Annotated in this window: 10 protein-coding genes; 2 read left to right on the plus strand and 8 right to left on the minus strand. The window is 47.1% G+C overall.

Annotation, left to right across the window (positions count from 1 at the left end; all coding sequences use genetic code 11):
• Positions 1–41: 41 nt before the first annotated feature.
• The 5 genes from QMA13_RS23245 to QMA13_RS23265 all read right to left on the minus strand — a co-directional run bounded on the left by QMA13_RS23245 (position 42) and on the right by QMA13_RS23265 (position 6,814).
• Complete coding sequence (locus tag QMA13_RS23245; protein ID WP_282936119.1) at positions 42–1,646, minus strand: response regulator; 1,605 nt, start codon at positions 1,644–1,646, stop codon at positions 42–44.
• On the minus strand, positions 1,639–3,432 hold the full coding sequence (locus tag QMA13_RS23250; RefSeq protein ID WP_282936120.1) for a cache domain-containing sensor histidine kinase: 1,794 nt from the start codon (positions 3,430–3,432) through the stop codon (positions 1,639–1,641). The genes QMA13_RS23245 and QMA13_RS23250 overlap by 8 nt, the downstream gene beginning before the upstream one ends.
• Before the next feature lie 111 nt (positions 3,433–3,543).
• Complete coding sequence (locus tag QMA13_RS23255; protein WP_282936121.1) at positions 3,544–5,331, minus strand: family 43 glycosylhydrolase; 1,788 nt, start codon at positions 5,329–5,331, stop codon at positions 3,544–3,546.
• Between the two features lie 36 nt (positions 5,332–5,367).
• Complete coding sequence (locus QMA13_RS23260; protein ID WP_282936122.1) at positions 5,368–6,582, minus strand: LamG-like jellyroll fold domain-containing protein; 1,215 nt, start codon at positions 6,580–6,582, stop codon at positions 5,368–5,370.
• Positions 6,530–6,814 (minus strand): hypothetical protein, encoded by a 285-nt coding sequence (locus tag QMA13_RS23265; RefSeq protein WP_282936123.1) that lies wholly within the window; start codon positions 6,812–6,814, stop codon positions 6,530–6,532. The genes QMA13_RS23260 and QMA13_RS23265 overlap by 53 nt, the downstream gene beginning before the upstream one ends.
• 239 nt (positions 6,815–7,053) lie before the next feature.
• Between QMA13_RS23265 and QMA13_RS23270 the strand changes: the two genes are divergently transcribed.
• Positions 7,054–7,893 (plus strand): helix-turn-helix domain-containing protein, encoded by an 840-nt coding sequence (locus tag QMA13_RS23270; protein WP_282936124.1) that lies wholly within the window; start codon positions 7,054–7,056, stop codon positions 7,891–7,893.
• 32 nt (positions 7,894–7,925) lie between these two features.
• Here QMA13_RS23270 and QMA13_RS23275 read toward each other — a convergent pair whose 3' ends face one another.
• Positions 7,926–9,209, minus strand: coding sequence for an ABC transporter substrate-binding protein (locus tag QMA13_RS23275; RefSeq protein WP_282936125.1), 1,284 nt, complete (start codon positions 9,207–9,209; stop codon positions 7,926–7,928).
• Between the two features lie 264 nt (positions 9,210–9,473).
• Positions 9,474–11,273, minus strand: a complete 1,800-nt coding sequence (locus tag QMA13_RS23280; RefSeq protein WP_282936126.1) for a glycoside hydrolase family 35 protein — start codon at positions 11,271–11,273, stop codon at positions 9,474–9,476.
• 182 nt (positions 11,274–11,455) lie between these two features.
• Here QMA13_RS23280 and QMA13_RS23285 point away from each other — a divergent pair, with 182 nt between their 5' ends.
• A complete protein-coding gene (locus QMA13_RS23285) occupies positions 11,456–12,382 on the plus strand; it encodes a helix-turn-helix domain-containing protein (protein ID WP_282936127.1) in 927 nt (308 codons plus the stop codon).
• A gap of 260 nt (positions 12,383–12,642) precedes the next feature.
• On the opposite strand, the gene QMA13_RS23290 is transcribed toward QMA13_RS23285, so the two are convergent.
• Positions 12,643–14,289: a sensor histidine kinase gene (locus QMA13_RS23290; protein ID WP_282936128.1), complete on the minus strand. Its 1,647-nt coding sequence runs from the start codon at positions 14,287–14,289 to the stop codon at positions 12,643–12,645.
• Positions 14,290–14,427 lie beyond the last annotated feature (138 nt).

Here is a 14,427-nt window from a genome sequence, read left to right on the forward strand (position 1 = left end):
CTGCTCCGTATCTGTCCGTTCCAAATATTTGACATTCCATTCTACTTCTTTGACGGTTTCAAGCTGTCCATGTACGCTTGAGGTGTCATGCCTGTGATGCTTTTGAAGACTTTAAAAAAGTAAGTGTAATTTAAAAAACCGACTTGACTGCTAATTTGCTTTAAAGAATAAGCGCCGGATTCCATAAGGATGCAGCTGGTTTTAATACGAACCCGGTTCAAATACTCCGTGAACGTCATTTGCGTTTCCTCTTTGAACAACCGGCTTAAGTAGGAGGAATTAAGCATTAAGGCCGTTGCCGTAGCGTCCAAGGAGATATTGGAGGCATAGTGGGCCGTAATGAATTGAATAGCTTTCGAAATATGGCGAGAATAAGGTCCTCCTGCATGCTGCTTCTTGATCGCCTCAACACAGCGTATATAATAAGCTTTCAACCATGACTCCAGCTCGGCAATACTTCCCATTCGCCCAAGGTCGCTTCGTGACGGAATCAGTTCGGTTTCTTCCATAGACGGATTAGGAAAATGCCGCTTAACAAATCTTTCAACGATCTGCAGCAGCTCGCTTATCGTGATTTGTACATGCATGGAGTAAACGGGCAGGTGCTGAATGGAAGCAAACACGCTGGATAGGACCTCATTCATTCTCTCTGCTTCCAACTGCTCCAGGAACAGCTGCAATTGCTTCTGCTCTTCCGCAAACAGAGTTTCCTGCTGTACGGAACGAATCGAGTCAGGAGACAACGTATGGGTAATATCCTGATCCGCTTTGCAATAGCTGGCTGCGAGCTGCCGCAACCGTCCGCAAAGCGGCCCTGTGGCATGGATGCTTTTTAAATTAAGGAATTTCTCCAATGAATGGGAAAGGCTGCTCATCGCCTGATTGATCTGGGTTGCAATCATATGTTCGCTTCGATCCTCAGAGGCGAACAGAACGATGAAGCGCCCCTCTCCTACGTAGCCTACTGTCCGCTTATGGATGTCCCCGACAGCCATTTGCATCACATCCGTGGCCTGCTGTACAAGCCGGTTTTTTTGCACATCCGTCAAGGCTTCCGTCAGTAACTGAAAAGGAACGATTTGCACAGCTGCGCTGCCGTATACTACAGAATGAGCATAGAGCTGATTCTCCCGGGCATAAGCTTCCAGCTCCTCACCGGCTTCCCGCCCCTCTCTAGCCAGATTAGCTGCAAACTCGCGGTAAATAACAGGACTTAGCCGCTCCATCATTTTGGTTTGAGCGCTTCGGACTTGATGCTCCCGTTCTTCGTACTCCAAATCCTGAACCGCTTTATTCAGAAGCGATACCAGGGATTCTGGGGTTAAGCGATGTTTGAGTACATAATCCATTGCTCCATTCTTCAGGCAATCCCGCACATAATCGTAATCGTCAAAGCTGCTTAGCATAATCATCTTGACCTTGGGAAAGCGGTCCTTGATGATGCGGCTTAGCTCCAAGCCATTCATGGTCGGCATGCTCACATCCAGAATCGCAATATGTGGAGGATGCTGCTCGATCATCGACAGGGCCATTGCTCCGTTCGCTGCTTCGCCGCATAAGGTGAACCCGTGCTTCTCCCAGTTCAGCATTCCTTTCACATCGTTGCGGGCCAATGCTTCATCATCGACCAATAACACCTCAAACATTCCTCATCCCTCCTGTTATACTATCCGCACCCGGAAGCAGCGGAAATCGGATCTGTACCTGAGTATATTCACCCGGTTCGCTTTGGACGGACACGCCATAAGGCTCTCCATACTGCCGAACGATGCGTTCGTGCACATTGCGGACACCCATGCCGCTGAAGCGGTTGCTAGTTTGCCCGTTCTTAACCTCAAACAGGGCATCCATCTGCTCCTTCGTCATGCCTTTGCCGTTATCTCTCACTTCAATTCGCAGTTCATCATGCTCTTCATTTTTATATACTCGAATCAGGACAATACCTTCATGCTCCGCGGAGGTGATCCCGTGAATAATGGCATTTTCCACAATAGGCTGCAGCATGAGTTTAAGGACATGGCATTGCAACAGCTCGTCATTTTCAATATCAACGGTCAAATGAACAGGTTCTACATATTTGTATTTTTCGATGGTTACGTAGCTGCGGACATACTGTAATTCCTCCCGGAGAGAGAGAACCTCATTCGAGTTCCCCAGTACACCGCGCAAAAGCTCTATCAACGATTCGGATACTTCTACAATATTGGGTACCCCGTTAAGCTTGGCCAAATACTTTACCGTATTCAACGTGTTATATAGAAAATGCGGACGGATTTGTGCCTGCAAAACGGCGAGCTCCGCCTCCCGCTTCTCCCTCTCCGTGGTCACAATCCCTTCCAGTAACCGTCTTAACTCCGCCACCATACTTTTGAACACCTGATAAAGCTGTCCTATCTCATCCTTGGAATGAATTTCTATGGGCGGAAGCGTCATGTTGCCATCCATTACATGCATCATCATGGATCTCAGCCTACGAATGTTTCGGGTCATCCTTGACGAAACCTGCAAAGTACCTATGACGATAATCACAAAGACGATGATAGCCACCTCAGCCAACACATTGCGTATACGCACCGTTTCGCTCAATAGCGATTTCATAGGAACGAGCGCCAGCGTAGACCACCCCGTATTTGCTGATTTCCGGCTTATAACAAGATAAGACTTCTGACCAATAGTTCTTTCCACCGATGTCCCTGAACCGCCAAGCTCTTGGTTCAGCTGGATGATCATATCTTGGGTAACCTCGCTTATTCCGGGCTGGTAGATGAATTCGTTTTTCTCATCCAGGACATACAGCATGCTGTCCGATGTAGGCTTAACATCGTAGGTCTTTTTAATAAACTCATAATTCAGATCGAACATGACGAGACCGATGACTTGCCGGTTATATCGAAGCTCACGGCCAGTCACAATGGAATCGCTAGAGCCTGTGTGGTGAAAATACGCATGCCCTGAGCCATTCTGAAGCAAGTAATCTATTACAGGTGAATGTAATATGCTCTTATCCAGCCACGGGGAGCCGACGAAAAACACCTTCCCGTTCAGTCCAATAACGGAAGCCCGCGAAATATAAGGCTTGTACGCAATCACTGCCGATAAAAACTCCTCGATCTGTTTCTGCTCTTGAAACCATTCGTAGCTTGGCTCCTCAGTAGCGCTCTGCAGCGTATTCAGTACGGTTTTATTGGTCGCAACCACCGTATTTAATCGGCTGATTTCCTCAAATCGGAGATTCAAGGACTCATCCGCTTGCCGTATACTATCTACGACAGAAGTTATCGCATTATTCTTGACCGTTTCTCTCATATACAAGTAGACGATACTCGTTACGGCAGCTATGCCAAGTAGAGTAACGAGACTAAAGGCAACAAAGATTTTGCCTTGAATGCTTAGGGTCGGAGAAATCAGCTTTCTAATAGAGAACAATCTCATGGGCTGGCACCTCCTTTCTTCAATTAATACTATATTAATACTTGGAATTAGATGAGTCACTAAAAAAACATGAATCCTGCCCGCTCAGGAGCTTGATTCATGTTTCTATTATTATTCGAAACACGGCTCTATGAGCATCCCCTGTCCATCCTCTTCGCCTTGAAGAGTGACAATACCCACTCGAGTCCGGAATGGAGCGGTTCGATCATTACCAAAAAAAGTAGACCTAAGTCGGCCCTCATTGTCAATAAACATCGTTCCGTGGCCGCCGTGAGGTACCGCAAGCCTTCTTGGAGTATACGGACCGTACAAATCATCGGCGACGGCATACATCAAATCATAAGTACCGTCCACACGTTTGTCCCCGTTCCATTCCGCTGCTCCCAGAATATACTTGCCTTTGTATTTCACAATAAAGGCGCCTTCGTAGCCAACACGCTGCCCGTCTGAGCATAACAGCTTGCGGGGGTCTTCAGCAAAGCCGGTCATATTATTCTTCATCCTGGCAATTTTCCCGTCCTGCCATACATAATAGACTTGACCATCATCATCCTGGAACAGACTGGAGTCAATATCCGTATTCGTCATTCGTCCCATATCGATATACGGCCCTTCTGCTTTTCCTGACACGCTTTTAATCAGCCCGGTGCCTCCACCTTTAAGAGAATAAGTGATCCAGAAGGTGCCGTATAAATAGATCATTTCCGGTGCCCAGAGGCAGGGATTCTCATAAATGTTATTTTCCCAGGTGCCATTCTCGGCGAGATCCCATACTTTGACCACATGGGTCCATTCCTCTAGATCCTGTGATTTCCACAAATGGAGCTGATTATTCCGGTCCCAAAAATTCCGGTGCGGCTTATCCGATGTCCCCGTCAAGTAATACGTCCCATCCGGGCTAGTACTAATATGAGGATCCCGAATCAGAAAGCCCGCAAGAGGTTTCAGACTTCCGACAGGTCCCTTCTCAAGAACCGCTTCTTCGACGGGTCTAATGAAGCCCGGACCTGCAAAGTCCATAGTCACAACGGAAGGAAAATGCTCTACAGGGGAATAGCTCCCGCAGCCCGTGAAGGATGCATACAACCTTTGGTCCCATCCGGTAAATAAGGTGACTTGCCCACCGTGGGGAAGCGCCAAATACCGCCGGCTGTAAGGGCCGTAAATCGAGCGGCTTACCGCTACAAAGGTATCGACAGCATTGCTGCCCATTCTCTCGAGCGCATCGGCACAAAACATAAAATAATAACCGTCCCGTTTGGTTAGAAAAGCTCCATGCGTTCCAACCTGCAAGTTCCCGGAGTACGATGGATGATCCTCCCGCCCCGCGATCTTCCAAGGCTGTACTTCCACCATTCGGGGATGTTCCGCCAGCCCCGTCATTTCCTCATTCATTCTCGCAATGTTGCCATTGGCATAGATCCAATACACAACCTCGTCTTCATCTACAAATAAAGAAGCATCCTGTCCGTCTTCGGTCATCCTCCCCATATCGCGGTAAGGGCCATAGGCGGATGCGGACAGACTCTTCAGCAGCCCGGTGCCGCCTCGCTGCAGTCCATAAGCGATCCAATACGATCCCTGTATGTAGTGAATTTCCGGAGCACAGATTTCATTGGCGCCGGCACCTTCTTCCTGCCACGTTCCATCTTGCTCCAAACTCCATATGACTTTTGGCCCCGTCCATTGCTTTAAATCTGAAGACGTCCATACCTGTACAGTTGACCCATCGTTCGTTCCAGTCAAGTAATACATACGATCCGGCCCAGCGCAAATGCTGGCGTCCTTTAAAGGGGTATCCAGGATTCGTTGTACAACTCCGGCCGAATCGGAATACCCGGTGCAGGAGGACCATTCCGTTTCTGGATGAGGCGGCTGTATAAGAAAATCACTTTGCATACTATGGCTCCTTTCTTATCGCGAATTGAACAGGTTCTATTGGGATGCAGTCATTGCCCTAATATCCTCCATATGCAGCGGGACGGAGTAGATCTGCACATTCTTAATTCCCCCGTCAAAGGCTGCTTTGTTTCCTTGATCACCAAAGGCATCCGTGCCGAATCTTCCTCCGTAGCCCCCTGAGCAGTCATGGGCTCTCACTAGAGCAAACGGCGCGCTGCCTTCGCCTGCAAGAAGGCCATTCACATACAAGGACAGCTTTCTTCCTTCATCATAAGTCATTGCTGTATGGTTCCACTGCATCAGCTTCAGCTGTAACAGCTCACCGGATACTTGGAACCGGTGCCCGTTCGAACATACCGCAGCTTCTAAACGGCCCTCACGGATACGAAGAGCTAGTCCATTCATGGAATCGCCTTCGTCAAACAAAACTTGAGTGCCCGTAATAGAATTCGGTCGAATATGCATCGCAATGGAACGCATGGCGAAGCCATCGTGGAAGAAGCCCTCCGACTCTTCTGCTGCAACTCTAACCGGAGAATAAGTCGGTGTGCGGTATTGCGCCAGCAAAGCGTACTTGTCCAATAAACGCAGAAGCTCCTGCTCGGTGACAGAAAACATCGTTGCATGTCTTGCACGGTAAGGGAACCGGATCTTATCCTCTTCCAATTCATCGGACCATTGAACCATATCGGAGGACTCCATAACGCCAAACTTGCCATAAGCCCAATAATCATAGTACAACAGCCATTTTTTTTCATTTTCGATCCATAGAAATTCCGGACCTTCCGTATAATCCGGCGTCTGAACACCAGGTATTCTTTCGTATGGACCTTCCAACTGATCGGACACGGCCAAGAAGTTCATGGGCGGGTGAGGGTATTTTAACGGCTCGTAGACATGACTTTCATCCTTGACCGCCATATAATATTTCCCCTCATAGGGAGCAAGACTTGCATCAATGGTTTGAAAACCCGGATCGAAGTATAATTCAGCATCGGTAAATGATGTCCAGTCTTTCGTTCGCGCACAATAGTGTTTGCTATTGCTTAAATCTTTGCCTGTGCTTGAAGCCCAGTAAACCAGGAAGTGTTCCTGTACGGGATCGTAAGTAAACTCAGGAGCCCAGCTGTTGACGGTGTTCGGGATGTCCTTCATGATAGGCAGCGCTTGTTCTTCTTTCCAATGAATTAGATCATCAGAGGTTGCATAACCAATATGTGGCCCCCCGAGGGCGGATCGTAAAGACAAGATGCCATTTGCCGTCCGGTCCTTTGCCGATAAACGGGTCTCTTAATATGCCTTCTCCTAGACGGGATGCCCAGACCGGCTTATTCTCGTTCAGCTCATACCAGTGAAGGCCGTCACGGCTGTAGGCATAATGCAGTTTTTCATCCGTGTGGCTTTGTCCGGGACCCGAACGGAAGTAACCCATGAGATAGGCGTTTCGTTGTTTCTGATGCTCCATGCTTGATGTTGTCACTTGATTCGTCCCCTTTCTTAGCTGTGTAAGTGGTAAGTTATCTTCATTATATCTTGGCTGTTTTAACTACTTAATAGAGAAATCGGCACTCAAGGTGAGGAAAAAGGACATTCAAGATCCTGCTTATTTTATTTGTAAAAAAAAGCAGCGCATCATCAAGTCATGTCCTGTCAGGCTATTCCATGCTACAATACATCATAGGAACCAGGAACTACGTCGTTAAGGGAGCATGGATGACAATGTTGAACAAACCCGGCAAGCACGGCCCTATCTATCACCTGCCTCCGTTAGGTGAGCCTCCTCCTCTGAGCGTGCAGTTTTTAGGAATTAACTACTGTGATACGGACTACAGCAACATTCGAAAGCTTGCCAAAATTACCGTTATGGGCTTTATCTTAACCGGGCAAGGCATTGTTAAGGTCGATTCCCACACCCATACTGCCCGACAAGGAGACGTCTTCATTCTGCCTGCAGGCTGCTATCATGAAGTTAACGCCGATCCGAATCATCCGGAGCAATGGTCTTATATATGGTTGAACATTAGCGGCAACTGGATTCTGAAGATGCTTGAAGCTTACCAGTTGCTTCCCCATGTCGTGACATCGCAATGCGGTGCGGGACCTTTATTTGAAGAGGCCATTGAAAGCGCTATACATAAATCGGTTGAAGAAATGCAAAACGAGCTGCAGATCATCCTCATGCGGATCATCGTCACCCTCTCGGAAACTTTGCGCAAACGAGGGGAAGCGCTATCATCTGCGGTTCAAGCTATCAAGCAATTTTTGGATAACAGCATCCTTCAGCCCTTCGATTCGAACCAGCTCGCTACACAGGTAGGCATTTCTACCCGGCAAATGAATCGCTTGTTCAATAGAGAAGTTGGCACGACGATTTATAACTACGTGATCACCAAAAAAATGGAATCCGCCAAGCTGATGCTGCTCGACACCCAGCTGACCATAAGCGATATTGGCTATAGGCTTGGCTATATGGATCCGCATTATTTTTCCAACCTGTTCCAAAGTAAAACTGGAGTGAGACCGAGCGCCTTTCGAAAGCTTTTTAGTAAAATCCAATAGAAGCTCTCTAGCCGGCAAGCCATGGAACTGAGCTATCTTTTGGATTCAGCGATTTTTTTATTAGCCTCATCCTCCGCCCGTCTTAAGATCGAATTGACGTCCACATTTCCTTTCAGATACTCGGTCATGGATTTATTGATGACGTCTTTAATAATCTCCTCATGCTCGGTCGGCGGTGGGTTCTGCCCGATTTTCATCTTCAGCAGAGCTTGTACATTCTTCCCTTGGAGAGACGATAGATCAGCTCCAAATTCCTTCGTCACTTCCGAATCGGTAATGACCGGGATCAGCCCTCTTCTGGCCATTCGGGCTTGGCTTTCCTTCTCCGTCAAAAATTTCATAACCTGGAACGCCTCTTCTTTATGCTTGCTATTGGTAGATAAAAGGAGACCGGATACATCGGTTTCTTTAACCAGAGGCGCTTCCTTGCGGCTTGGGAAGGTCACAATGTCCCAGTTCGGAGCGGTGCCTGCTTTGTGCAGGTCCTCCAGTTGAGTCAACCGGTTATAGGCGACCATCATAGCCAGGTTTTTATTTTTCTCAAAATCATTGAAGATGCCTTTCGTCTGGTTGCCGGGAATATCCTTGATGGACTTGTACATTTCGAAATAAGCTTTCCAGCTGTCCGTCGTAAGAACCGCTTTGCCAGTGCCCGGATCCCACAGCGGGAGCATCATGGATGCGGATACGCGCGGGGCGGCTATCAAATCGAGACCGTAATACGGCTGGCCTCCATCCGTTCGGCTCAACTGGCGGGCAAGGCTGATCACTTCATCCCAAGTGCTCCCATCCTTCGGATAGGGAACGCCGAAGCGGTCAAAAATATCCTTGTTGTAGTAAAGTGCCGCAGGATTGCTGTATAAAGGCAGCATATATAATTCGCTCTTCGGTCCATAGCTCTTCAGCGTCTGAATGATGTTCGGATCAAACTGCGACAAATCGATGTTGTTGTTCTTCACCAGCGCGGTTAAATCCTCGGCAAGACCTAAGGTCGTATATTTGTAAATATCAAAATTTGCCTGAAGCATCAGATCAGGGAACGTCCCGGCAGTGAGCATATCTTCGAAGGATTGATTCGCCGGTTTACGGACCAGCTCCATAGTGATGTGAGGAAACTTCGCTTTGACAGGCTCCGCAATCAGCTTATTGAAGTCCTCGTCCGTTACCGTGAGCAAATATTGAAGAACCGTCAGCTTAATCGGCTCCTTCTTTTCCTCTTCCTTGGCTCCCTGCTGCGATGGACTTGATCCGTTACACGCGGTAGTCATCGCTACGATACCGATCAATGCAAGGCTTAGTGCTTTTTTCCTGTTCATTATATAGAAAACCCCCCTCTTCTCATTTTCCTAATCATACATTGCAGCTCAGAGAGTTAAAATACAATTGTGAGTCTGAAAAGTGAGTATTTCGGACAAGGATTACGATAGGGCTGGAGTTGAAAACCGGATCTGGCTCGCATCATAGAGCATAGGAAAACAGCGGAAGCCTAGGACGAGAATATCAAGTCCTAGACTACCGCTGTTTTATGGAATTATCGTAGGTTAAAATAGAGTCGCTTCCTGCCTCGGTACCCCGATTCATTAATTAGAAGTAAAACTAATCATGCTATCCTCCACTGTGGTTATACCTCCAAGATCCGGCTTGTCGTCCAAAGTGACGACCGGAGCAGCGGGTCCGTGCAGCTCGAATACGACGATCTCATTGCTGCCCTTTTTCAATATGGGCCCTGGGATATACAGCGCCTTTTGCGGGCCAGCCTCCCAATAACGGCCTAGATTGAAGCCGTTCACGTAAACGACTCCCTTCTTCCAGCCGTCCATGCGGATAAATGTATCCGCCGTTTCTTCAGCTTCGAACGTGCCTTGATAAAACGACGGACTGTCCGCAGGCTGAGCTCCGGCCGGAGTCTCCGAATATTGAAGCGCAGAGAGCGTATCCAGCGGCAATGTATACATGGTCCAATCAAATAGAAACTGAAAATCGAGACGCACGCCTTCCGTAATCCCTTTGTAGTCTTTCAACAGCGGTCCGTAATTGATGCGTCCCATGTTCTCAACCAGAATGGTCAAACGAGCGCCGCTGGCAGGAACATCCACAGTAAGCGGAGCATAATTCCAGCGTTCGATGACCCCGATGTAGACTCCGTCCAGAAACACCTGCGCCCGATCGTGTACGTCTTGGATATGCAGCTGTTGACTGCGGCGAGGTCCGGATACTTGCGTCTCGTACACAATGAAGCCATAGTTTTGGCCGAATTTTTCCATCGGTTCGGGATTTGTACGCTTCACTGGAGCTGACAGGTTATCCAATTGTTCGAACAGTGCAGCGCGTTTTGTCAGCGTGACTTCTCCGTAACGGATTTTTTTAACCTGCTCCGGCAGCGTATCCTCTACCTCGTATCCGTAACGCTTCAACACTTCTTTGACTGCGACATATTTATCTGAGACATCACCCCATTCCGTCAACGGCGAGTCGTAGTCGTAGCTCGTTATCGTAGGCTCATACGTTTTGATGTGATTGGCTCCGTTATAGAAGCCGAAGTTAGTGCCGCCGTGGAACATATAAAAGTTGACGGAAGCATCCATGGCTAACATTTCTTCCAGTACTTTGGCTACATCGCCCGCATCGCGGGTATGGTGCTCCTCCATCCAATGGTCGAACCAGCCATTCCAATATTCCATACACATAAGAGGCTCATCAGGACGGTATTCCTTGAACTTCTCGAACGACTCCGCTGCACGGGAGCCAAAATTGACGGTGGCCAGCACCCCTGGGACGGTTCCCCCCTGCAGCATCTGGTCAGTCGGACCATCGGATGTGAACAGCAGCACATCGACGCCGCGCTTAATCAGTCCTTGGCGCAAATACTCGAGGTATTGCATATCGTTGCCGTAGCTCCCGTACTCATTCTCGATCTGTACCGCGATGATCGGTCCGCCGTTTGTGCATAATAGCGGCTTCAGCTTCGGCAGCAGCACATCGTAATAAGCGTCCACTTTGCTTAAGAATAGCGGATCATTGCAGCGTAAGCGAATGTTCGGATATTGGAGCAGCCATGCTGGAAGTCCTCCGAATTCCCATTCCGCGCAAATATACGGGCTAGGGCGGACAATCACATGCAAACCGACCTCCCCAGCCAGTTCGATGAACCGGACAATATCGGCAAGACCCTCAAAGCAAAATTTGCCTTCCACCGGCTCATGCATATTCCAGGCTACATAAGTCTCCACCGTGTTGAAGCCGCAAGCTTTCAGCTTAATCAGACGATCCTTCCAATATTCAGGCACCACGCGAAAATAATGAATCGCTCCCGCAACAATACGTGCAGGCTCCCCGTTCAGCCTAAATTGATTGCCAACTACTTCGAATGATACAGCCATATGCTCAACCTCACAGATTTTAATTTATTTGCTCTTCAAATTGTAAGTAATTGAGCGGACAATCGAAATAACCAAACGTGTCGTTTGTATAACCTTTTGTGCTGCGAATCGAATTGCGGTACTATTAAAGATGACCTAACATTCGGAACCGGACATTTTTTTACTGAAAGGAACGAGCAACTATGGACAGGCAGTGGACATTCACCAACTTTACCAATACGCTGCAAGTATCCGGATGCCACTTTGGCATTAAGCCTCCCGCGTGGACCTATCCAAAGCATCATCATCATCTTATTGAACTGGTCTGCTGTCTCGATGGCGAAGTCCGGCAGCAGTTCGGCCAAGATACCCTATCGATGAAACAAGGAGATTGGCTCCTGATAAAATCCGGCGTCAAGCATGCCATCGTTAACGATAGCGATCTCCCTTATGTATTTTTCAATCTTCATTTCGATCTCGATGATTCCGAGATGCGGCGTATCTTTGGCGTAGAGCCGTATCAGTTCATTAGCGGCAGGACCGCATCGGATAGCTTGCTCCCTGCTTACGTTAGGCAGCTTGAAGCTGTATTAGGCCAGAGCATTGCCGGCAACCAGCTGTCCGGCAGCCCGAAGGAGGAGCATGTTTCTCTAGGCGTGCAGGATCGACTGGCCGTACAAGCTCATATTTTGCTGATCATATCGGAAATGATAGGCTTATTAAAGGAGCAAACGATAAACGAAGAACCTGTACATGATGCGACCCAATTCACAGCGGAAATTGCTCATCGGATGGAAGAGCTGCTAAGTGCCAATCTATACTCCGACATTACTATTGCGGAGATTGCCAAAAGGATGAATATGAGCCGCTTTCAGTGTTCCAAAGTGTTCTCGCACATATACGGCGTCTCTCCGCGCCAATTTCTTAGCGAGTTGAAACTGAATGAAGCCAAGCGTCTGCTTGTGACGACGGATCAATCGGTAGCTGCGATTGCAGAGCTGCTCGGCTTCCACTCAGCGACACATTTCTCGCGTCAGTTCCGGCGCTGGACCGGACAGTCGCCGAATCATTTTCGCCCTAAGCATGCTGTCGAGCCTTCATCGCTGAAAGGCCGTGACGGTCACATTTAAAAATGGGATCAAGCTCTTGTCATTGGTTTTGACAGATCTTGATCCCGATGGCAGGGTCTACACAATACGAAATAATGGCTTTTCCCTTATAAGATGAACGGGGAGTCTGGGAAATTGTTCCTATAGCCGCTCCGATCCATATCTCAGTGCTCCAACGACTAATTGTTTTCGTAATCCCCAAAAAACATCTTACATATTCACCCTACTAATCATAGTAATAAAAAACCAGTCGGTCTTATACCAACTGGTTTTTCTAAGGTCTAGCTTGCTTCTTTTCGATGCTTTTCAATAGGCAATCTTACATGAAAGTGGATAGTACTATCTTCGATGGTAAAACCAATGCTCCCCTTATATTGTTTGATAAGATTCTCGATAATGGCAAGTCCTAGTCCAGAATGACCTACCGGCTTCGTCGAAACTCCAGGTTTTAAAAAAGCTCTTACCTCATCCGCTGTTATCGGCTTGCTTAAAGGATTGGAAACAAGGAGTGACATGACCCCATGTGTAACCTCACCAGTAACCGATACCCACCGTTCATCTGCGGAGTCTTCGGTCAATTCAATGACCTCATCAAATGCATTATCAATCAAGTTGCCCATGATTTTAGTAATATCCACAGAACGAATCCCGTTGGACAATTCTTCCATGCCCTGAAACCTATAGATGAGGTCGATTTTATACATCATTGCACTCGCCATCTTGGATTGCATCAAGGCAGAAATCGCTGGGTTCCCTATCTGAATGATATCGTTCATTTCATCTATATCCTGAATAAATTCGTTAGAGTAGGAACGAAGTTCCTCGTATTTTTCAAGCTTTATAAATGCATTTATCGTTGACACATGATTCAAAAAGTCATGCCGCTGCCCTCGGATCGTTGTGAACATCGCATTGATTTGCTCGATGTAGTTCTCCTGCGTAGACCGTACCGCATCGTCTCTGATTTTTCCAATAAAGTAAACAATAATATATACAAGCCCAATGATGATGATGGACACTGCGATGATAATCATTGCAAGCACCTTGAACTCGGAGTTTAGTTGATTTTGAATGACAGCGTAATCCGTAACGATGGAAACAACATACGGAATCTTCACATCCAAAATAGGAACAAAGGATTTCACCACATGTTTTCCGTTTATAGTCGCTTCATCCCGAATGATTTGTTTTTTGTCCATGGCAGCATGGACGTTGGCAAAGTCATTCTCATGCTGATAAGTATAGGAGCCGTACATGATTTGTCGGTCAACTAGCTTTACCCACTTCTCATTATTAGCATTAACGCCACGAGCGATCTCTTTACCGACTTTTTCAGGATTAAAAATGGTGATTTCTTGTATAAAGTCTTCATTTCCTTGCAGAGTCTTATCAAAAATAATTTTTGGCCCCGTTATTTCATCGTATTTCTTGATCGACTCATCTAATACCCATGGATCAATGAGGTAGTTGGTGCTTCCATCGTAATAATACCCCCACGTTCCCACATGAGTAGGATCGGAGGTTGAAATCTCAAACGGTCCTACCCAATAATTCGGTAGCTTTATGCCTTTATCTACATTCACATTTTTATCGTCGAACAATTGATTAAATGCTTTAAACCAGGTCCCTCCCCATGGTTTGGTGCTTAGAGCCCTCTCCCTTGGCTCAGTAGAACGCGTTCCTATAATGTCCCCATCGGGCTTCTTCTCAAATAAGGTGATGCCAGTAACCGATCCTATTTCGTCTCTTAATGAGATCAATTCTTCATCCGTTACCTTATTGATATCTGGATTGAGCCGTTCCTGTATCAAGAGGGCAGTTGTTCTTAGCTGCGACCCTATCATGTCCATTAAATACTGACTTCCCGATTGGGAATGCTCAATAGATATGCTGATCTGTTTAGCGATCGCTTCGTCATGATTCGCCAAATTATTCGTTAATAACTTCTTTGTTGAGTAAAAATAGGCTATATTATTAATTAATAATATTAATAATATAGAAGCTAGAAATGCTGCTATGAATTTCTTTTTCAATTCTTTACCAATCCCATCCAATTATTTTCTCTT

This window comes from Paenibacillus sp. RC67, from assembly GCF_030020805.1.
Taxonomy (GTDB): Bacteria; Bacillota; Bacilli; order Paenibacillales; family NBRC-103111; genus Paenibacillus_S.

Excerpts from the sequence above, each read along its gene's own strand:
- QMA13_RS23280 (WP_282936126.1), bottom strand. The coding sequence starts at position 11,273 with ATGGCTGTATCATTCGAAGTAGTTGGCAATCAATTTAGGCTGAACGGG.
- QMA13_RS23275 (WP_282936125.1), bottom strand. The coding sequence starts at position 9,209 with ATGAACAGGAAAAAAGCACTAAGCCTTGCATTGATCGGTATCGTAGCG.
- QMA13_RS23245 (WP_282936119.1), bottom strand. The coding sequence starts at position 1,646 with ATGTTTGAGGTGTTATTGGTCGATGATGAAGCATTGGCCCGCAACGAT.
- QMA13_RS23285 (WP_282936127.1), top strand. The coding sequence starts at position 11,456 with ATGGACAGGCAGTGGACATTCACCAACTTTACCAATACGCTGCAAGTA.
- QMA13_RS23270 (WP_282936124.1), top strand. The coding sequence starts at position 7,054 with ATGTTGAACAAACCCGGCAAGCACGGCCCTATCTATCACCTGCCTCCG.
- QMA13_RS23250 (WP_282936120.1), bottom strand. The coding sequence starts at position 3,432 with ATGAGATTGTTCTCTATTAGAAAGCTGATTTCTCCGACCCTAAGCATT.
- QMA13_RS23255 (WP_282936121.1), bottom strand. The coding sequence starts at position 5,331 with ATGCAAAGTGATTTTCTTATACAGCCGCCTCATCCAGAAACGGAATGG.